Origin of the sequence: Marinomonas sp. (assembly GCF_039940335.1) — a bacterium.
In the GTDB taxonomy this organism is placed as follows: Bacteria; Pseudomonadota; Gammaproteobacteria; order Pseudomonadales; family Marinomonadaceae; genus Marinomonas.
The window spans coordinates 363,392-382,687 of the sequence record NZ_JBDVGW010000005.1; the positions used below are offsets into that span (position 1 = coordinate 363,392).

Sequence of the window (19,296 nt, forward strand, 5' to 3'; positions counted from 1 at the left end):
GAAAGACAGGAAGCTAGTCCTGACTCAATCGATATAGCCCCCCAATATTCACCACACACCCCGTAAGCTCCAACTCCATTAGTGTTTGCATAAGCTGCGGGGCTTGCAAACCTGAAGCTCTTACTAAAGCATCAAAGTCTAAGCCATCAGCTGATTCAATGAGCAAATCCATTAATGTTTTACCAACACTAGAAGCCGTTTGCATACTGACCTGTGATTTATGAACGGGCGGTGATTTTGTGATTTTATCCGTTATAGTCGTTTCAGACACTGCCTTGTTATCGTATAGAGATTTAAGAGAAGGGCATTCATTAATAATGTCATCCGCACTTCGAACCAAGACAGCACCTTGACGCAAAAGCTGGAGGCAGCCGCATGATTGTTTATCCGACAAACGCGCTGGCACGGCAAATACTTCACGATTTTGTTGCAGAGCATAATTGGCGCTGATTAAAGAGCCGCTTTTAATCGATGCTTCCGTGACTAGCACACCATGGCTCAAGCCACTAATAATACGATTTCTTGGGGGGAATAGATGAGGTCTTGGCGCTGTAGTTAGTGGGTATTCACTCAATAGAAAACCTTGTTGTTCTATGACTTGCTTAAACAGGGACTTATTTTGCTTTGGATAACACTGTAATAGCCCAGTTCCCATCACAACCCCGGTAGGGGTAGCCTTAGCATTAAGGGACGCTTGGTGGGCAGCAGTATCGATGCCAAGGGCACCGCCGCTCACAACACAAACACCATTCACGGACAGTTGAGTCGCAATTTCATGAGTGACTTGTCGGCCATAGGCAGAACACTTTCTTGCCCCGACAATACCAATTTTATCCTTAGCTAGGGTGGGAAGGTGTCCTTCTAAATACAACAAAGCAGGTGCCGTGCTAATCTCTTTTAACAATACAGGGTAGGCAGATTCGCTACGCAGGATTAAGTGATGATTACTCGCTTCGAGCCACTCTAAAGTTTGATCTAATTTTTTCTGTTGCTCTTCACTCAAGGTATGGTGATTTAAATACTCAATCGCCTGTCTTGCTGTCGTTTCAGGCCACTTCAATGACCTTAGCAAATCATAATGAATCTCTTGCTTAGTAAGAATGGAATGGTCAGTCTCCTTGAACAAACCTTGGGGTTCGTTTAGCGACGTTAAATAATGAAATAAACGCGATAGCCGCGCAGGACCAATTGCAGTTAAGAAACTAAATGCGATCCAGTCGGTTTTGCTAAGTGAATTTACTTCTCCATCTTGCGCCATAAAAGCCTCCATGCTCATAGCAAAACGTCTATTAGAAATTTAGTCTTTCTCGTTGCTCCATATAATCGGCACATAATTATAGTCAAGTTATATGAAGCGAATTGATTTTATTGGCCAAAAAACCAGCATAGCAACGCTGAACAAAGACGGGATTTACGTTACAATATGAAAAATTAAGTTTAGTTAAAGAGTGGATACCACATCCCTCACATAGAGACATTATTGGAAAAGATCATGGCCGTTTTACCCGTATTAGAATACCCAGATAAGCGCTTGCGGAAGGTCGCAGAGCCTATCACTGAATTTACGCCAGAATTACAAACGCAAATCGATGATATGCTCGACACCATGTACGATGAGAATGGCTTAGGGCTTGCGGCAACACAGGTGGATTACCACTACCGCTTAGTCGTTATGGACTTCTCCGAAGAACGTAATGAGCCGATTGTTTTCATCAATCCTGAATTTGAGGTCATTGATGATGAAGCCAACGAATTTCAAGAAGGCTGCTTGTCTGTTCCTGGATTTTACGAGCATATCTATCGTGCAGCTAAAGTAAAAGTTAAAGCCTTAGACAGAAACGCAAAACCTTTTGAAATGGAAGTGGATGAACTACTAGCAGTTTGTGTACAGCATGAAATTGATCACCTTGATGGTAAATTGATGGTCGATTACCTTTCACCACTAAAACGCAATCGCATCAAAAGTAAGCTAGAAAAAGCCCAAAAGTTGGCGCTAAAGCAAGCTAAGTAGCACAAGATACTTCGCTAACAACTGTATTTGAAAATCAGGCCACGGCCTGATTTTTTTGTTAAGGATTCAATATGTCATCACCATTACGCATTATTTTTGCCGGCACACCAGAATTTGCTGCAGCCAGTTTACAAGCTCTAATAGACACCAAAGAGCAAAATAACTACGACATCGTTGCGGTTTATACCCAACCAGATCGCCCATCAGGACGCGGCCAGAAGCTTATCTACAGCCCGGTTAAGCAACTGGCTTTAGAACATGATATTGAAGTTTACCAGCCTCTAAACTTTAAAAATGAAGAAGACAAGGCGCAACTAGCCGCTCATCAAGCAGACCTCATGATTGTAGCCGCTTATGGGATCATTCTACCGAAAGCGGTATTGGAGACGCCTAAGTTAGGTTGTATTAATGTTCATGCGTCCATTCTACCGCGCTGGCGTGGCGCGGCGCCTATCAATAGAGCCATCATTGCAGGGGACTCAGAAACCGGCATTACCATCATGCAAATGGATGTCGGGCTTGATACCGGTGACATGCTATTGAAAGCAACTTGCGAGATCGGCCCAAGAGATGTTTTTTCCAGCTTACATGACCGCTTGGCGACTTTAGGTGGTGAGGCATTGATCGATGCTTTAGAGCAGCTAAAAGAAAATAAACTAACGCCAGAGAAGCAGGAAGAAGTGCTTACCTGTTATGCCGCCAAACTCACTAAACAAGAAGGTGATATTGATTGGCATAACAATGCAGAACTTATTGAAAGACAAATTCGCGGCTTATCTCCTTGGCCTTCTGCTTTCACCCATACCAGTAATGGGGTAATGAAAATCCATGCCGCTGAGCCTGGCGAACAAACATCGGATACGGCTAAAGCCGGTGAAATTATCGAGGCCACTAAAAAAGGACTCGTAGTCGCAACGGGAAAAGGCAGTGTGTTAATTACTGAAGTTCAGTTTTCAGGTGGTAAGCGCATGAAGGTTCAAGACGCTTTAAACGGTAAAAACAAGCTAGCGCTGATTCCTGGTCTTACCTTTACTCAAACATCTTCTACAGGCCAAAAATGATGAATGCTACCGATAACAATGTGGTACATCACAGTGCACGCCAAGTCGCGATAAAAGTTATTAGCCATGTTTTATCACAGCAAGGCTCCCTCAGTACTCAGTTAGCGCGCTTCCAACAAGAAGTAGCACCAGAACATCAGGCGCTTCTAAAAGAATTGTGCTTTGGCGTGTGTCGACATTACCCAACGCTCAACAGTGTTGCCCTAAGTTTGCTTAACCAACCCTTCGAAGAAAAAGACATAGACTTATACGCTATTCTCCTACTTGGCTTGTATCAATTAACTCACATGAATACACCTGATCATGCAGCGGTTAATGAGTCGGTTGAAGCCTGTCGTTTATTAAAGAAAGATTGGGCGACCAAACTAGTTAATGCAGTATTGAGACGCTACCAACGTGAGTGTGACGAGATTATCGATAACCTTTCTACTATGCCATCTGTTGAATTCAACATGCCTAAGTGGTTAGTCAAACGCTTTAACAAACATTGGCCGGATCATTTAGAAAGTATTATTGAAGCCAGCAACATCCATCCACCTATGTGCATCCGTGTTAACGAGGATCAAGTTTCACGTGAAACATACTTAGAATCCTTATCTGAGAAAGGTATAAAAGCGGATATTGGTGAGTATTCAACCTCAGCTATCTATCTAAGAAGCGCACAGAGTGTTATGGATTTACCAGGGTTTATGGAAGGTCAATGCAGTGTTCAAGATGAAGCAGCACAACTAAGCGCACATATTTTACATCCGCAAGCGGATGAAAATCTCCTCGATGCGTGCGCAGCACCCGGTGGAAAAACGGGGCATTTACTTGAGAAAGCACCTTCGTCACAACTCACCGCCGTTGAACTTGAGCCTTGGCGTTTAGAGAAAATTGAATCAAACCTAGAAAGACTAGGTTATTCAATACCTCTTATTTGTGCTGATGCAGGCGATCTAGATGCTTGGTGGGATGGCAACGCATTCGATAAAGTTTTACTCGATGTACCATGCTCAGCAACAGGGGTGATTCGCAGAAACCCAGACATTAAGATTAATCGAAAGCCTGCAGACATTAATGAGTTAGTGGAAATTCAAAAGGAAATAATTGATCAGGTCTGGCAAACGGTGAAAGCTGGAGGGCACATGCTCTACGCTACCTGTTCATTGATGCCAGAAGAAAATGAGCAACAAGTTGCACGCTTTCTCGCAGATCATAAGGACGCAATGGAAGTACCCCTTAACACCTTGAATTCAAGCTTGGAGTTAAACTGGGGAGAAGCGGTTTCTCATGGACGTCAGCTTATGCCGACTATTAACGGTCACGATGGATTTTACTACTGCTTAATTACAAAAGCAGATTAAGCTATCCCGTTAATCTAGTGGGTACAGATAACCCCAAGAAAAATATATGATTTATATAAAAGCACCTCTCATTATGTTTCACATGGAACACAAATGAGGGTGCTTTTTTTATCCTTCAAATAAACGAAGCTCTTTAAGCGAAGTTGGGGATGGACCACAAAGGGGATGGCAATGAGCAATACAAGAACAAGAAAAGTTCTGTACGACTATTCTTGAAAAATATTTAAAGTATTTCACGGCAACGAGTTAAATAATGGCGGAGTAAGGGGTAAAATTGTTCAAGAAAAATGCAAATCCTTTCCGGCCAAAAGCCGTAACCTTTATGACAACCAAGAGCACACCATCTATTAAGCTCTAAGGCGAAAAATGAAAATTATAATTATTGGTGCAGGCCAAGTTGGTGCAACACTCGCAGAAAATCTAGCCAGTGAAGATAATGATATTACGGTCATAGATACAGACCTAGTTCGCCTTAGAGAATTACAAGATCGCCTTGATATTCAAACAGTAGAAGGCAACGGCGCTCACCCTGATGTACTAGATCAGGCAGGGTGTAACGATGCAGATATGCTGATCGCAGTGAGTAACCAAGACGAAACGAACATGGTAGCGTGTCAGGTGGCTTATACCTTGTTTAAAACCCCAACGAAAATTGGACGCGTTAGATCCAGCGCTTATTCCAAATACCCCCAATTATTTCAAGATCAGCACCTGCCAATAGACGTACGCATCAGCCCAGAAAAAGAAGTAACCAAACACTTAAGTCGATTGATTCGTTACCCCGGCGCATTACAAGTCATGGAATTTGCGGAAGGTCGTGTGCAATTAGTGGTTGTAAAAGCAGAGAAGGGAGGCCCACTCATTGGTCAGCCAATCAGTTTTTTACAAGAACACATGCCGTCTATTCAAACCCGTATCGCTGCAATTTACCGAGACGGCAAGTCCATTTCTCCTAACGGCAACACCTACATTTACGCGAATGACGAAGTGTTCTTCCTAACGGCTCAACGGGATGTACTGGATGTCATGAGCGAATTGCGCCCATTAGACACACCTTATCGACGAATCATCATTGCTGGGGGCGGTAACATAGGTGAGCGGCTTGCTCGCAGTTTGGAAAAAGAATACCGCGTTAAAATCATTGAACGCGATCCTGAACGCTGTCGTTACCTTTCTGAAAACCTGGACAACACCATAGTGTTGAACGGAGACGCTTCAAAACAAGAGCTGTTGTTAGAAGAAAACATAGAATCTACCGACGTATTCTGTGCCCTAACCAACAATGACGAAGCCAATATCATGTCTTCTATGTTGGCAAAAGTGCTCGGTGTTCGCACGGTCATGACTATTATCAACAACCCAGCCTACGTCGACATTGTACAAGAAGGCATGATTGATATTGCCATCTCCCCACAACAAACTACCATCAGCTCCCTGTTAAGTTATATTCGCCGTGGCGATGTGGTAAACGTACATTCTATGCGTAAAGGTGCGGCCGAGGCACTGGAAGCCATTGCCCATGGTGATTACAAATCTTCAAAAGTGGTGGGTCGTAGCATTGCGAATTTGAACCTACCTGAAGGGGCAACAATTGGGGCTATCGTTCGAGGGGATGATGTAATTATTGCAACGGGAGAATTAGTTATCCAAGCAGAAGATCATGTCATTACTTTTGTGACCAACAAGAAACAAATCCCTGCTGTCGAGCAACTCTTCCAAGTCGGCTTAACTTTCTTCTGATACAGGCATCAACAAGCCGCGCAGGCAAGCATTAGGAATCACTATGCACTTTAAGGTAATACTTCGCGTCATCGGTTTATTGGTTATGGTTTTCAGTGTTTCACTGATACCACCTATTATTGTCTCACTGATCTATTCCGATGGAGTACTCGATGCCTTTCTTTATGCATTAGCGATCAACTTAATCAGTGGCTTCTTGCTGTGGATACCCGTTCATAAAGAACGTGGCGAACTAAAAATACGAGACGGATTTTTAGTTACCGTCCTTTTCTGGACGGTACTGGGTCTGTTCGGGTCAGTGCCTTTCTTCCTTGCCGAAACCCCAGATTTAACCTTCACTGACGCTTTATTTGAATCCATATCAGGTTTAACTACCACTGGAGCAACGATACTTACCGGCATAGATGATCTACCAGAATCTATCTTGTTTTATCGCCAGTTGCTTAACTGGTTAGGTGGTATGGGTATTATCGTATTAGCCGTCGCCATTATGCCGATGCTTGGTATCGGTGGCATGCAGTTATATCGTGCAGAAACCCCAGGCCCCGTGAAAGATACGAAACTCACCCCTCGCATTGCCGAAACAGCCAAAGCGCTTTGGTACATCTATGGCACCTTAACCGTGGTCTGTGCACTTGGGTATTGGATTGCCGGCATGACCTTGTTTGATGCCATCTGCCACAGCTTCTCGACCGTGGCCATTGGTGGTTTCTCAACTCACGATGCCAGTATCGGTTACTTTGATAACGCTGCCATCGAAATGATTTGTACCTTCTTCATGATAACCGCGGCATTTAACTTTGCCCTGCATTTTTACGCTTGGCGCCATAAAAGCATTTGGCATTACTTCCGTGATCCAGAAGCACGGTTCTTTATGTTCATCCTCTCCTGTACGATTTCATTAACCGCTATTGTGCTCATAATTACGTCGACCTATGAGTGGGACAGTGCGATTCGCTATGCCATTTTTGAAAGTGTCTCGATCGCGACGACCGCAGGTTTTGGGACTTCAGATTTTTCGAGCTGGCCACACTTTCTGCCTTTCTTATTGATCGTGACATCCTTCGCCGGTGGCTGTGCTAGCTCCACAGGTGGCGGTATGAAGGTCATTCGTATCTTATTGATCCTGAAACAAGGTTTTCGTGAAATCCAACGTTTAGTTCATCCCAGTGCCGTTATCCCCGTAAAGATTGGCGGCAAAGCCGTTCATGAACGTGTGGTGTCCGCAGTATGGGGCTTTTTCTCTGCCTACTTACTCATGTACGTGATTCTAATGGTATTACTCATGGCCACAGGCGTTGACCAATTAACCGCCTGGTCGGCTGTCGCTGCCACACTTAACAACCTAGGACCAGGGCTTGGAGAAGTTGCAGCGAACTATTCAAGTTTGGCTGACCCTGCTAAGTGGATGTTATGCTTCTCTATGTTACTAGGCCGTTTGGAAGTCTTTACTTTATTGGTATTGTTTACTCCAATGTTCTGGCAAAGATAACCGCCAATTGGTTAAGCACTCTATATAAGGAGAAGTAGGGAAATGACCCCAGCCATTAATCTACTGAAAAAGCAGAAAATTACATTTTCAATCCATGAGTATGACCACGACCCACAGTGTCAAAACTTTGGCGAAGAAGCGGCGCAGAAGCTCTCATTAGACCCGAGATGCGTTTTTAAAACCTTATTAGTCAGTGATGATAAAAACTTCTTTGTCGCCATAGTACCTGTCACCGGCACCTTAAATTTAAAGCGTGCAGCCACCGCCTTCGGTGTTAAAAAATTACGTATGGCTGAAGCAAAAGAAGCCGAGCGTTTAACCGGCTATTTGGTTGGGGGTATCAGTCCACTCGGGCAAAAGAAAAGCCTAGCCACCTGTATTGATGACAGCGCCAAAAGCTTCGAAAATATTTATGTCAGTGGGGGTAAACGGGGTTTAGATATCTCCCTAAGCCCTCAAGATCTTAGTAATGCATGCCGTCATGCAAGCTTTGCCGACATTGGTGAAGCCAAATAAAAGTAATAGAAGGCTATTCTAATGACCCAAATTAAACCCATCATTTTGCTCGACCGAGATGGCGTGATCAATGCAGATTCAAAAGCATATGTTAAATCTTTAGACGAGTGGCAACCCTTGCCCGGCAGTATCAAATCCATCGCAGCACTTTCTAAAGCCGGTTTTAAAATCTTCGTGGTCACTAATCAATCTGGGATTGCCAGAGGCTATTATGATGAAGCAACCCTTGGGGCTATGCATCAGAAAATGACCCAGCTGGTTGAAGCAGAAGGCGGTAAGATTGATGGCATACAATACTGTCCTCACGGCCCAGATGATGAATGCCAGTGCCGTAAGCCCAAACCCGGCATGATTGAAGCCATAGAAAAACAACTCGGCGTTGATTTTACTCAAACACCCGCCATCATGGTGGGAGACTCCCTACGAGACCTACAAGCGGGTAGAGCTCGTGGCTGTCAGCCAGTGTTAGTGTTATCAGGAAATGGTCGAGAAACCCAATACAAAGCGATAGATTTCCATTTTGATATCTACACCGATTTAGCCGCCTTTAGTATCGCGCTATTGCATAAATACCAATAGGAACAACTTAAGTAAATATGACGTAGTACCGAAGTGTTCACTCACTTACAGTCCTCCAGAAAGGGCTAGAAAAGCCAAGCTTAACACTGTTCATAAATTAAGCTTTTTCTAGCCTGATCAAATAAATCGGGGTATTATAAATGAGAATGATTTTTAAATAGTATACGCCATGTCTAGCTCAACCTTTATCCGAATTGAAAAAGCTCTAGAATACATCCATCAGCATTTGGATGAACCCATCAATGTGACCCAACTTGCCGAAAAGAGCAGTTGGTCTCGTTGGCAATTTCAGCGCGTGTTTGGCGTCGCTACAGGTATAACGGTAGCTCAATACATCAGAGAGTTACGACTTAGCAAAGCCGCAGAGTTACTATTAAACTCTCCAACCAAGCACATAGACGTAGCGATCGCTTGCGGCTTTGAATCGGAAATTAGCTTTAGTCGCGCCTTCAAACAAATGTTCCAATGCAGCCCAAGAGAATATCGCCAGCGGGGCAAGCGAGTGGGATTACGCACACCCTTAAAACACTGTATCGCCAAACGAAACTGGCAGCGGCCAACAGCGTTTACCCAGATCCGTATTGAGACTCGTCCAGCATTTCAACTCATGGGCCACAATGACTGGATACATGGACCATTCTCTAAGACCCCCAATTTTAGCCATCAGGTACCAAAGGTTTGGCAAGACTTCGCCACAAAGCACCCTGAGCATGTGAGTGAGCTCATTAAAAGCCCCATGGGCGTCATCGACACACGTGAGAGAGAAGGACGGCCAGAAGAGTTGCTGTATTGGGCGGGCTATCCAGTAGAAGAAAACCGTGGCGAAAATATTCTCACCATTCCAGAACAAGAATACGCCGTAATTCCGGTACAGGGTGAAGTCAGTGCCCTTGAGTCTGCTATCGAGTGGTTTTTCTTTCACTGGTTACCAGAGTCCAATTACTGCAATATTCCTGGGTTCGAACTGGAGGTTTATTCGCCGAACTACAAACCCGACTGTCGAAACAGCTACATGGAATATTGGCTCCCTATAGAACCCCGCAAAAATTCATTATTACGCCAACATTAAGTAAATATGCCCCAAAACGTTAAGTTTTCTATTTAACAAATAAATACAATGAGATCCATTCTCAATAATATTAATGTTACCTGGAGCAATAATGAAACGCGTCCTTCCTTTTCATCCCACTCTTCTAGCCGTCGCGATCGCCTCGGTAACTAGCTACTCCTATGCGGCTGACACTCAATCAGCAGACGTATTAGAGACGATCGAAGTCACAGGACAAACTTACCGCAATACGGCCACGAAAACTCAGCTAGACTCTGAGGAGACACCTCAAGCAATTACTATCATTACCAATGAAGAGCTTGAGGAAAAAGGCGTAAGCAACGTAGCAGAAGCATTACGTTATGCTTCAGGGGTAAATACCGAATTGCGTGGTGGTGCCGTCACACGTTTTGATTTATTTAATATTCGCGGATTTGATAATGATACCGTTTTGCTAGACGGTCTACCGCTCGTCTTTAACGAATGGAACTTGCAGCTACAAATTGATGTAGCTGCTATTGAGCAAATCGAGATTTTTAAAGGCCCAACATCTACCCTGTATGGCGAAATGCCTCCTGGGGGTATGGTCAACATTATCACTAAGGGTCCCCAAAGCGCTAACAAGACAGCTCTTGAAGTCATTCTTGGCAGCGATAATAAAAAAGAAGTCAGCCTAGATACAACAGGCGCTATCAACGATGATGTGAATTATCGAGTTATTGCTAAGGTGACTCAATCTGACGGACAAGCAGCCACGTCAGAAAACGAGCGTATACTTCTCGCACCATCCGTTGACATCAAGCTAAGTGAAGACACTTTGCTCAACTTGAATATGTATTATCAAAATGACCCAAGTGCAGGCATTTACTCAGCCCTACCATCTAAAGGCACTGTCTTTGCCAATTCGAATGGCCAGTTAAGCTCAGATACTTATTTAGGTGATGTTAATTGGGATACTTATGAGCGTGAAGTTTTGCTTTTAGGCTACAAACTGGATCATAAGATAAATAAGAACTGGAGCTTCTTGCAGAATACTCGGTTTACTTTTGGAGATGCTTATCAAGAAAACGTTTATGCCTATAGCCTAGGCACTGATGAAGAAACGGTTAGTCGCTCAGCCTATATAACTGATGAGTCAGTTGAGGCATTTAACATTGATAACCAATTGTCCGCTTTTTACGATGTTGGAAATACTGAACACAATATACTCTTAGGCGTTGACTACTTAAACAGCTCCGAAAGTGCCGTCTATAAATACGGTTCAGTAGGGACAGTTAATTTATTTAACCCTGATAATAATCAGGTTGACCGAAATGCTTTGCTGGCATCATTGACAAGTGATACTGACTTTACAACTGATCGCGAGCAATTAGGCCTATATGTACAGGATCAAATTAGATACGAAGACTGGGTATTTTTGGCAGGTTTACGATACGACCAATATGAAATTGATCAAGAAGGCGTAAGTGCGAGTTATGGTATCAATGATTTAAAGCAATCTGCTTTGACAGGAAGAGTTGGCGCTTTATACAAATTTGATAGTGGTATTTCCCCGTTTATTAATTTTGCTCAAAGCTTTGAGCCTGAAATCGGTCAAGATACTGATGGAAACGCTTTTGAAACCTCAACAGCAAACCAAGTGGAAGCAGGGATTAAATACGAAAATCGTTCTATTAGTTCATCAGCAACAGCTTTCCATATCGTAAAAAGTAATGTCGTCATGAATGATCCAGAAAGCAGTGCTTATGATAAGATTCAAGTTGGGGAAGTAACTTCCCAGGGCATTGAATTAGAAGTCAAAAAAGCAATATCTAATGAGCTCAACCTTTCATTGGCTTATACATATCAAGACGTAGAGATTACTCAAGACTCAACCAATGGTGTTGAAGGTAATACCCCAGTCTGGACACCGGAACAGCAGTTTAGCTCTTGGTTAAACTACCAACCAAACCAAGGAGCTCTTCTTGGGACTTCATTCGGAGTGGGGATACGTTATGTTGGCGAAACTCAAATTGATGCAGAAAACTCAGCGACTGTTCCTTCTTATACACTAACAGATTTATCTGTAGGTTATGATCTAGCTCAGCTATCCAAACAATGGCAAGGCGCTAGCGTACAGTTTGCGGTATCAAACGTATTCGATAAAGAGTACTACTCGTGCTACGACACTGATAACTGCTGGTTCGGCGCAGACCGTTCTTTCGAGCTGAAGGGTCGTTATGAATTCTAAATGCTTAAAGCAAAAATAGTATGAAAGGGCATCTAAACGACCTTTTCATTGAGAGTAAAGGCTACATAGCAGCTTTAGAGGGAAAGCGGTTAGAAGAGCAGGAATATACAGAAAACTTGCTCTCTGTCGCTTCTTCTACGCCGTTTCTAAAGCAGTTATCTCTCACGCTACAAGAGGCGCATCCGGAAACGGGTGCGCCTTATTGGCGTGTTAGGTCTTGGGGACTCGCCTGTTGGCAGCCCATCTATTTGGCGCTGATTTGCGTTTATCATTTGAAAAAGACACCCAGCACTCTCGACCAATTACACCAATATCAACAGCACAATTACATCGCCGGCTACGCGTTACCAGAAGGTGATTGGTTTGGTGGGGAACACCATGAGCTGGTTGCTTACACCGCCCGTAAGTTAGCCATTCTGTTTAACGCCTATGAAGCAGCTCATCTAGCCCTTCACGGGGGGCGTCAGACGTTATACCGCGCCTTATTGGCCGACCAAGTTATGGATACTGTGGTGTTAGCGGACCCCACCGCCCCGATAGAAGCCATGCGACATGAGTACGCGTTATGGGCTAAGCATTTAGATTTGCCCTTAGTGCCACTGGACAGACTGCAACAGCAAGCTGAGAAGGTAAGTTTCGTAAGACGAACCTGTTGCTTGCACTTTCGTCGCAGGGACGGAGAGTTGTGTTCCAACTGTCCACGACAACATAAAAAGTCTCAGGAAAAGCTATGTTTGAATTAACCAAAATTTTGATCGAAAGGAACCAAAGAAAAATTTTGGACATTCCTCAACTCACCCTACCAAGCGACAAGATCACCGTCATCCTTGGTCATAACGGCTCGGGGAAAACAACCCTGATGCAATGTTTGGCACGTCAGTTAACGCCTGATGAAGGAGAAGTGCGCTTTAATGGGCAAACCATTAGCGCTTTTTCCCAGCGAGTACTTGCTCAGAAAATCGCTTTTTTACCTCAGCACCTGCCCACGTCTTCAGGTTTAACCGTCGCAGAACTGGTCGAGCTAGGGCGTTTTCCTTGGCGAGGTACTTGGGGCAAACAGCAAGAAGAAGACAAAGAGATTATTCATAAGGCCATTAAACAAGTCGGCATTAGTGAATACCAGCAACAATACCTCGAAGAGTTATCTGGTGGTGAGCGCCAACGTGCATGGATTGCCATGTTGCTTGCTCAGCAGTCTCCCGTCATGCTGTTAGACGAACCGACTTCCGCGCTCGACGTTGCCCATCAATATGAGCTGATGAGTTTATTGCAAACACTCAACCAAGAAACCGCTCAAGGCATGATTCTAATACTGCATGATATTAACCTTGCAGCACGATACGCAGATCACATAGTCGCCATGAAGCAAGGCCAAGTATTATTCCAAGGCCCACCATCAGAACTGATGGAGAGCCAACAATTAGAAGCCCTGTATGGGATTCCTATGTCCCTAATTCCTCACCCTCAACATGACTCTAAGGTAGCCATTGTATGTTAGTACTTACTTCTAGTTTAACCCATATAAAAAAGGCTCTTTTTGCAATTTCTTGCTGCCTTTTAAGCACGGCATACGGAGATATTCGCATCACTGACAGTGATGGCGAAAAAATTTTTAGCGAGCATCCTACACGCATTGCCACCTTAAACTGGGAACTCACCGAAAATGCCATTGAGCTTGGCGTTACCCCTATCGCAGTGGCGGATATTAAAGGCTATAAAGAATGGGTTGCTAGACCAGCGTTACCTGACGCCAGTGACAGTATTGGCGATCGCGCCGAGCCGAACCTAACCAAGCTGGCGCAACTTAAACCCGATGTTATCTTGATCGGTGCGGCTGTAAAAAGCTTGCAATCTCGACTGGAGAAAATAGCCCCCGTGGTATTTTTTGATACCTACAAAAAGGATCACAACAATGCTCAAGCGGCCGATGAAACTTTTCTTACGTTAGCAAAATTGCTCGGTAAAGAAGAGATTGCCACACAGAAGCTCGACCAACGTAAAGCCGTGTTCGCCAAGCTCAAGGCTCAACTTGAAGCCAAATACCCAGATGGTCTACCCAAAGTCGCCAGTATGCGTTTTGCCAGTACCACATCGGCTTATGTCTACGGCAAAAACGCCATGCCTGAATACGCCCTTGCCGCCTTGGGGATCGACAATGCCCTTTCAATCGACAATAGCCAATGGGGCGTTGCACAAAAGAAAATCCGTGATTTACGGGAGGTGAATGACAATGTTCTATTGTATTTCCAACCTTTCTACGAAGAAGAAAAACTCAATAGCTCCCCATTATGGCAAGCCATGCCTTTTGTTCAGCAAGGCAAAGTTGCCCCAGTAGCGGCCACTTGGACTTATGGCGGCGCGATGTCGCTTCAGTATTTAGCACAAGCTATGACTACAGCATTATTGGGTATTGCTAACAACCCATGAATAAAATGAGTAACAGATTACAATACATGGCCTTAATTGCTTTAGGACTGTGTTGCTTTAGCTTTCTACAGATAGACAGCCAATTAGACCTTGCCAGCCAATGGCAAATTTTAAATGGTCATATTGGCCAAGACTTCGCACACATTGACTGGGCCTATTCACGCCTACCAAGGCTTGCCATGGCGCTGTTAGTCGGGGCTTCTATTGGCCTTATTGGTAGCGTCATCCAGCAATTAACCCTTAATCCTCTGTTATCACCCACCACATTAGGTACCTCTAGTGGCGCTTGGCTAGGGCTTATTGTTTTATCCATCGCTTGGCCAGAAGGGCAAACTCATTACCAAGCCATGGCAGCCATGACAGGCTCTTTGTTGGCGCTTACGCTAGTACTGCTCATCAGTGGTATTCGACAGCTGACGGGCTTGTCCATTGTTCTTTCCGGTATGGCCGTCAACTTGCTGTTTGGTGCACTCACCACCGCGTTAATTCTTTTGAATGAAGAGTATGCAAAAAACCTCTTCATTTGGGGAGCAGGGGATCTAAGCCAAAACGGCTGGGACAAGTTCCATTGGTTGTGGCCTCACTGCCTAATTGGCATTGCGATTTTGCTTTACGCTGGCAAACCCTTAACCCTATTACGTTTAGGACAGAGTGGTGCTAAAGGCCGTGGTCTTAATGTGACTGCGTTGTTTCTGGTGTTAATGCTATGTGGGCTATGGATGCTGTCGGCGGCCATTACCATGGTCGGCGTGATAGGCTTTTTAGGGTTAGTCGCACCCAACCTTGCCCGATTAATTGGCGCAAGAACCGCCACCTCAGAACTCTATTGGTCTTGTTTACTGGGTGCACTAGTGCTGGTGATGGCTGATAATTTGGCGCTGATCATCAGTCTATTCAGTGTCGATATTGTCCCCAGTGGTTTAGCCACCGCCTTACTCGGTGCGCCAATACTTATTTACCTAATTCTTAAACAGAAAAACCAAGCGTCACACAGCAGTTTTATGAGCATGGCAGGGCGAACACGACTTCATAAGACCGCTGTTAGTTGGGCGATGTTTGGCTTACTCGCGATTGTCGCTTTAGGGGTATTTTCACACTTTGAGCTAAACAGATTTGTGTTTGCTTGGCCTGATGCTTTTAACTGGCAATTAAAATGGCCGCGTCTATTGTCAGCGTTAAGTGCTGGTGCCGCCATGGCGGTGTCTGGGGTGATTATGCAGCGGATCATTCATAATCCTTTGGCTAGTCCAGATTTACTCGGCTTGTCGGCGGGGGCGGTACTGGCCATGGTGAGCTTTAGTGCTTATTTTGGTATTCGTATGGGACAGCTTGGGCCGCTGATTGCTTTTGTGGGCAGCATGACCGTATTGGGTATTCTACTGTTACTCGGACGTCATTTCCGTTTTGCCGCTGCCCCTATGATACTCACTGGGGTGGCGTTATCGGCACTTATAGAAACACTGGTGCAGTTTAGTTTAATGAGGGGTACAGAAGAAGTTTACGATATTCTGCGCTGGTTAGCTGGCTCTACCTATCGAGTCACAGGGGATCAGGCCTTGCTGTTGTGCGGCGTTAGCCTTGCTCTCATCGTGTTAAGCCTCAGTTTGCACAGAGCGCTAACCCTAATGTCGCTAGGTAAGATTACTGCCGCCGCCCGTGGCCTATCAGTGCGACCTAGCTTTGTATTGTTACTCATGCTGGCTGCCGCCTTGTGTGCCACCGTCACCGCCTTGTTAGGTCCCATTGTCTTTATCAGTATTGTCGCCCCCCATTTGGCCAGCTTACTTGGCGCACGCAGTGTGTTCTCGCAATTAGCATTGTCGGCTTTGTTGGGGGCGGGGTTATTACAGTTTGCTGATTGGCTAGGGCAAGTTGTTATTCACCCCAACCAACTGGCCGCTGGCACCATGGTGGCTATCATTGGTGGGGCGTACTTTATTCTGCTGCTGTTAAAGAATCGTCGCGGCGTCTAGCTTTTGTTAGCGTGATAAAAGTTCGCCGCTTTGGCACGGTTACCGCAATGCTCCATACTGCACCAACGACGTTTTCTCGAACGAGAAGTATCCACGAACATCAGGATACACTTCTCGTTTGAGCAGCGCTTTATCTGTGCGCTCAATGGCGAGGTTAATAGCTCCGCGCCAGCCTGAGCTATCTTGCCTAACAACTGCTCATTGGTTAATGCCTCAGACAAGGGTTGCAAAGCCAATTGACCACCATCAAAGCTAAGCTGTTGCTGATGAGGCGCCAAGGGTAACCAAATATTCAACACCTCCATCGCCTCGATAGACCATACTTGCTCATCAATTTGATTAACCATTAGAGCCCTGAGGGCTGTTCTAAGTGACCAAACTGCGGCCATATCCAGGGCGTTGTTCTCATTGGAAAGGTGAATTCCTACCTGTTCTGTCCAGTCATACACATCTTGCTCGGTCGCCAGCAAGTTAATACTGCCTTCCTGAGAAGCAAGCTCGGTATTGATAAAGTCCATAGCGAGGTTATTGCCCACTAGGAGAAATGTCGATTTTGTATTTTTCATACTAACCATTATAAGGATTCTTTACAGGTTATAAACAAAAATATAATATAACCGTTAAAGTTTAGTTTTAACGGTTATATTATACGTATTTTAAAGGAATCATTTATGGCACATACTCAAGGTATTCATCATCTAGGGCTCACGGTTGTGGATGTACACCAAGCCAGCGCATTTTTCATTGAAGCCTTAGGTTTCAAAGAAGTGAATCAAGTCCCAAGTTACCCAGCAATTTTTGTCAGTGACGGCACCATCATGCTGACACTTTGGCAAGCAGAGCAACCTGAGCAAGCCATAGCTTTTGACCGTAAAAGCAATATCGGTTTACACCACTTTGCCTTACGAGTTGCTGAAGAGACATCCCTTGCTGAGTTATACAAAGCACTGGAAGCTCGTGAAGATGTGACCATTGAGTTTGCACCCGAAGCCTTAGGTGATAGCGGTATCGAACACATGATGTGCCGTATCCCTGGCAATATACGCCTCGAATTGATCAAGCTGTAAGGAACCTTCTTATGACGCTCTCCAACAAACCCTCTTCTGCTTTTCACAAAGGCGAAGTCCAAGTCCAGAAACGAGTCGGCATGCACGAAGAAATGGCTTATTGGGGAGCAAAGGCGATCCGTCCTTTCTTTATTGAACAACACAGGCTCTTTTTCAGTGAACTGCCTTTTGCGGTGGTGTCGGCCACGGATTCGCGAGGCAAACCATGGGTTACTTTATTAGCAGGCAAACAGGGATTCATGCATTTTCCAGATGATAAAACCCTGCATTTTGCGACTCAGCCAGTGCCGGGAGATGCCTTGGCGGAGGCCTTTGTAGAAGGGGCAGACATAGGTCTGATTGGCATTGAACTGAGTAATAGACGCCGCAATAGGGCGACAGGAAGCATTGCTAACAACGATGGCCAAAGCATCACCTTTAAAGTGTCTCAGTCCTTTGGTAATTGCCCGCAATATATTTCAGAGCGCGTCTGGGAATATCGTGAAACGAACCCCAATACGATGAGTGCCACCTGCCACCATAGATTAACGGACTCCCTGCAAAAGTGGATTGCTAGCGCGGATACTCTATTTATTGGCAGTGGCTATAAAGAAGAGAGCGAGCATAGATCCAATGGCATGGATGCTTCCCACAGAGGTGGCTCCCCGGGTTTTGTGAAGGTGCTCAATAAGCGTCAATTAGTACTTCCCGATTATTCTGGCAATAATTTTTTCAACACCATAGGAAACCTCATCCTTAACCCCTTGGTGGGTTTGCTGTTTCTGGATTTTGAGAAGGGCAATATGTTGCAGATAACTGGGCGCGCAGAAGTAGATTGGGACTCAGACAAAATTCAGCAACACCCTGGGGCGCATCGCCTGCTCAATATTGAAATAGAGGAAATCGTTGAGCTAACCGCCGTATTGCCTTTGCGCTGGAGCTTGCCAAATAGCATCCAAGGTGGACTACGTGTTACCAAAAAAACCATAGAAAGTGAATCTGTTACCTCATTTGAATTGGCGGCAAACGATCTTACCAATAGCGGCAAGCTGCCTAGTTTTTACGCGGGGCAGCACTTGCCAATTAAACTACCAGTGTTTGAAGGAAAGCCTTCCATTGAACGTACTTATTCTCTGTCCAACTCTCCCATGGACGACCATTACCGCATCAGCGTGAAGCGAGAAGCACAAGGCATAGGCTCGGGGTATTTACATGACCACATTGAAGTCGGCGATGTCATTGAAGCACGAAAGCCCAATGGGGACTTCACCCTCAAATACGCCACCAAGCCCATAGTGTTCATCAGTGCTGGCATTGGCATCACGCCCTTGCTGAGCATGCTGTACTCTCTAATTCACACCCAGAAATCATGGCCAGTGTATTTCTTTTATGGCGCACGCCATGGCAACGAAACCCCTTTGCTTAACGAAGTCAGAAAATGCCAGCAACAGCACCCATCATTACGACTTGATGTGGTCTTTAGCCAACCCAATGCGCAAGGCTTGCTTGGTGTCGATTACAATAGACAAGGGCGCATTGATGCCAAGCTAGTGCAACAACACCTTCCCGACCTGAATGCAGACTACTACCTTTGTGGACCGACTGGCTTTTTAAATGGTTTAACTACGGAACTTGAAGAGCTAGGGGTAAAACGTTCAGCCATTTACTATGAAAGCTTTTAGGTACCAAGCAGTCTCTGGCTTGTTACATACACTGGCTGTAGGTCAGGATTTATCCCGACAAATGATTCTGTGATACCAAAGTTTAAATACAAGCACAAAAAAAGCGCTTAGAGCCTTCACTCTAAGCGCTTTTTAAATTCAACGA

The 19,296-nt window shown here is 45.0% G+C and carries 17 protein-coding genes; 15 read left to right on the forward strand and 2 right to left on the reverse strand.

Translation table 11 applies throughout. The features are described from left to right. Positions 1 to 13: 13 nt before the first annotated feature. Positions 14 to 1,258, reverse strand: coding sequence for a DNA-processing protein DprA (gene dprA / locus ABJF92_RS03785; protein ID WP_446814515.1), 1,245 nt, complete (start codon positions 1,256 to 1,258; stop codon positions 14 to 16). A 234-nt stretch (positions 1,259 to 1,492) separates the two neighbouring features. On the opposite strand from dprA, the gene def reads away from it, so the two are divergent. From def to fhuB, 13 genes are all read left to right on the forward strand, one after another. Further along, complete coding sequence (gene def, locus ABJF92_RS03790; RefSeq protein WP_446814516.1) at positions 1,493 to 2,011, forward strand: peptide deformylase; 519 nt, start codon at positions 1,493 to 1,495, stop codon at positions 2,009 to 2,011. 71 nt (positions 2,012 to 2,082) lie between these two features. After that, complete coding sequence (gene fmt, locus ABJF92_RS03795) at positions 2,083 to 3,072, forward strand: methionyl-tRNA formyltransferase (protein WP_446814517.1); 990 nt, start codon at positions 2,083 to 2,085, stop codon at positions 3,070 to 3,072. After that, positions 3,069 to 4,418: a 16S rRNA (cytosine(967)-C(5))-methyltransferase RsmB gene (rsmB, locus tag ABJF92_RS03800; RefSeq protein WP_446814518.1), complete on the forward strand. Its 1,350-nt coding sequence runs from the start codon at positions 3,069 to 3,071 to the stop codon at positions 4,416 to 4,418. The genes fmt and rsmB overlap by 4 nt, the downstream gene beginning before the upstream one ends. A gap of 366 nt (positions 4,419 to 4,784) precedes the next feature. Further along, positions 4,785 to 6,158 (forward strand): Trk system potassium transporter TrkA, encoded by a 1,374-nt coding sequence (gene trkA / locus ABJF92_RS03805; RefSeq protein ID WP_445976465.1) that lies wholly within the window; start codon positions 4,785 to 4,787, stop codon positions 6,156 to 6,158. 43 nt (positions 6,159 to 6,201) lie between these two features. Then, positions 6,202 to 7,650, forward strand: a complete 1,449-nt coding sequence (locus ABJF92_RS03810; protein WP_446814519.1) for a TrkH family potassium uptake protein — start codon at positions 6,202 to 6,204, stop codon at positions 7,648 to 7,650. Between the two features lie 42 nt (positions 7,651 to 7,692). Beyond that, entirely contained in the window at positions 7,693 to 8,166 is a 474-nt protein-coding gene (gene ybaK, locus ABJF92_RS03815) for a Cys-tRNA(Pro) deacylase (protein ID WP_446814520.1), read from the forward strand. A gap of 21 nt (positions 8,167 to 8,187) precedes the next feature. Further along, complete coding sequence (gene gmhB, locus ABJF92_RS03820; protein WP_446814521.1) at positions 8,188 to 8,745, forward strand: D-glycero-beta-D-manno-heptose 1,7-bisphosphate 7-phosphatase; 558 nt, start codon at positions 8,188 to 8,190, stop codon at positions 8,743 to 8,745. Positions 8,746 to 8,914: 169 nt separating this feature from the next. Beyond that, complete coding sequence (locus tag ABJF92_RS03825; protein WP_446814522.1) at positions 8,915 to 9,814, forward strand: helix-turn-helix domain-containing protein; 900 nt, start codon at positions 8,915 to 8,917, stop codon at positions 9,812 to 9,814. A gap of 91 nt (positions 9,815 to 9,905) precedes the next feature. Then, on the forward strand, positions 9,906 to 12,023 hold the full coding sequence (locus ABJF92_RS03830) for a TonB-dependent siderophore receptor (protein WP_446814523.1): 2,118 nt from the start codon (positions 9,906 to 9,908) through the stop codon (positions 12,021 to 12,023). A 20-nt stretch (positions 12,024 to 12,043) separates the two neighbouring features. Then, a complete protein-coding gene (locus ABJF92_RS03835) occupies positions 12,044 to 12,766 on the forward strand; it encodes a siderophore ferric iron reductase (protein ID WP_446814524.1) in 723 nt (240 codons plus the stop codon). Then, positions 12,754 to 13,521, forward strand: coding sequence for an ABC transporter ATP-binding protein (locus ABJF92_RS03840; RefSeq protein WP_446814525.1), 768 nt, complete (start codon positions 12,754 to 12,756; stop codon positions 13,519 to 13,521). The genes ABJF92_RS03835 and ABJF92_RS03840 overlap by 13 nt, the downstream gene beginning before the upstream one ends. Then, complete coding sequence (locus tag ABJF92_RS03845) at positions 13,515 to 14,450, forward strand: iron-siderophore ABC transporter substrate-binding protein (protein ID WP_446814526.1); 936 nt, start codon at positions 13,515 to 13,517, stop codon at positions 14,448 to 14,450. Before ABJF92_RS03840 ends, ABJF92_RS03845 begins: the two co-directional genes overlap by 7 nt. Positions 14,451 to 14,455: 5 nt before the next feature. After that, the gene (fhuB, locus tag ABJF92_RS03850) at positions 14,456 to 16,423 is read left to right on the forward strand and encodes a Fe(3+)-hydroxamate ABC transporter permease FhuB (protein WP_446814527.1); all 1,968 of its coding nucleotides are present in this window, start codon (positions 14,456 to 14,458) and stop codon (positions 16,421 to 16,423) included. Here fhuB and ABJF92_RS03855 read toward each other — a convergent pair. After that, positions 16,420 to 16,989 (reverse strand): CGNR zinc finger domain-containing protein, encoded by a 570-nt coding sequence (locus tag ABJF92_RS03855; RefSeq protein WP_446814528.1) that lies wholly within the window; start codon positions 16,987 to 16,989, stop codon positions 16,420 to 16,422. The genes fhuB and ABJF92_RS03855 overlap by 4 nt on opposite strands. A 105-nt stretch (positions 16,990 to 17,094) precedes the next feature. Between ABJF92_RS03855 and ABJF92_RS03860 the strand changes: the two genes are divergently transcribed. Then, positions 17,095 to 17,490: a VOC family protein gene (locus ABJF92_RS03860; protein WP_446814529.1), complete on the forward strand. Its 396-nt coding sequence runs from the start codon at positions 17,095 to 17,097 to the stop codon at positions 17,488 to 17,490. A gap of 11 nt (positions 17,491 to 17,501) precedes the next feature. After that, positions 17,502 to 19,151 (forward strand): FAD-binding oxidoreductase, encoded by a 1,650-nt coding sequence (locus ABJF92_RS03865; protein ID WP_446814530.1) that lies wholly within the window; start codon positions 17,502 to 17,504, stop codon positions 19,149 to 19,151. Positions 19,152 to 19,296: the final 145 nt, after the last annotated feature.

What these genes read in the sequence shown, in the direction of transcription:
- dprA (WP_446814515.1), bottom strand. Translation starts at nt 1,258, where the DNA reads ATGGCGCAAGATGGAGAAGTAAATTCACTTAGCAAAACCGACTGGATC.
- def (WP_446814516.1), top strand. Translation starts at nt 1,493, where the DNA reads ATGGCCGTTTTACCCGTATTAGAATACCCAGATAAGCGCTTGCGGAAG.
- fmt (WP_446814517.1), top strand. Translation starts at nt 2,083, where the DNA reads ATGTCATCACCATTACGCATTATTTTTGCCGGCACACCAGAATTTGCT.
- rsmB (WP_446814518.1), top strand. Translation starts at nt 3,069, where the DNA reads ATGATGAATGCTACCGATAACAATGTGGTACATCACAGTGCACGCCAA.
- trkA (WP_445976465.1), top strand. Translation starts at nt 4,785, where the DNA reads ATGAAAATTATAATTATTGGTGCAGGCCAAGTTGGTGCAACACTCGCA.
- ABJF92_RS03810 (WP_446814519.1), top strand. Translation starts at nt 6,202, where the DNA reads ATGCACTTTAAGGTAATACTTCGCGTCATCGGTTTATTGGTTATGGTT.
- ybaK (WP_446814520.1), top strand. Translation starts at nt 7,693, where the DNA reads ATGACCCCAGCCATTAATCTACTGAAAAAGCAGAAAATTACATTTTCA.
- gmhB (WP_446814521.1), top strand. Translation starts at nt 8,188, where the DNA reads ATGACCCAAATTAAACCCATCATTTTGCTCGACCGAGATGGCGTGATC.
- ABJF92_RS03825 (WP_446814522.1), top strand. Translation starts at nt 8,915, where the DNA reads ATGTCTAGCTCAACCTTTATCCGAATTGAAAAAGCTCTAGAATACATC.
- ABJF92_RS03830 (WP_446814523.1), top strand. Translation starts at nt 9,906, where the DNA reads ATGAAACGCGTCCTTCCTTTTCATCCCACTCTTCTAGCCGTCGCGATC.
- ABJF92_RS03835 (WP_446814524.1), top strand. Translation starts at nt 12,044, where the DNA reads ATGAAAGGGCATCTAAACGACCTTTTCATTGAGAGTAAAGGCTACATA.
- ABJF92_RS03840 (WP_446814525.1), top strand. Translation starts at nt 12,754, where the DNA reads ATGTTTGAATTAACCAAAATTTTGATCGAAAGGAACCAAAGAAAAATT.
- ABJF92_RS03845 (WP_446814526.1), top strand. Translation starts at nt 13,515, where the DNA reads ATGTTAGTACTTACTTCTAGTTTAACCCATATAAAAAAGGCTCTTTTT.
- fhuB (WP_446814527.1), top strand. Translation starts at nt 14,456, where the DNA reads ATGAGTAACAGATTACAATACATGGCCTTAATTGCTTTAGGACTGTGT.
- ABJF92_RS03855 (WP_446814528.1), bottom strand. Translation starts at nt 16,989, where the DNA reads ATGAAAAATACAAAATCGACATTTCTCCTAGTGGGCAATAACCTCGCT.
- ABJF92_RS03860 (WP_446814529.1), top strand. Translation starts at nt 17,095, where the DNA reads ATGGCACATACTCAAGGTATTCATCATCTAGGGCTCACGGTTGTGGAT.
- ABJF92_RS03865 (WP_446814530.1), top strand. Translation starts at nt 17,502, where the DNA reads ATGACGCTCTCCAACAAACCCTCTTCTGCTTTTCACAAAGGCGAAGTC.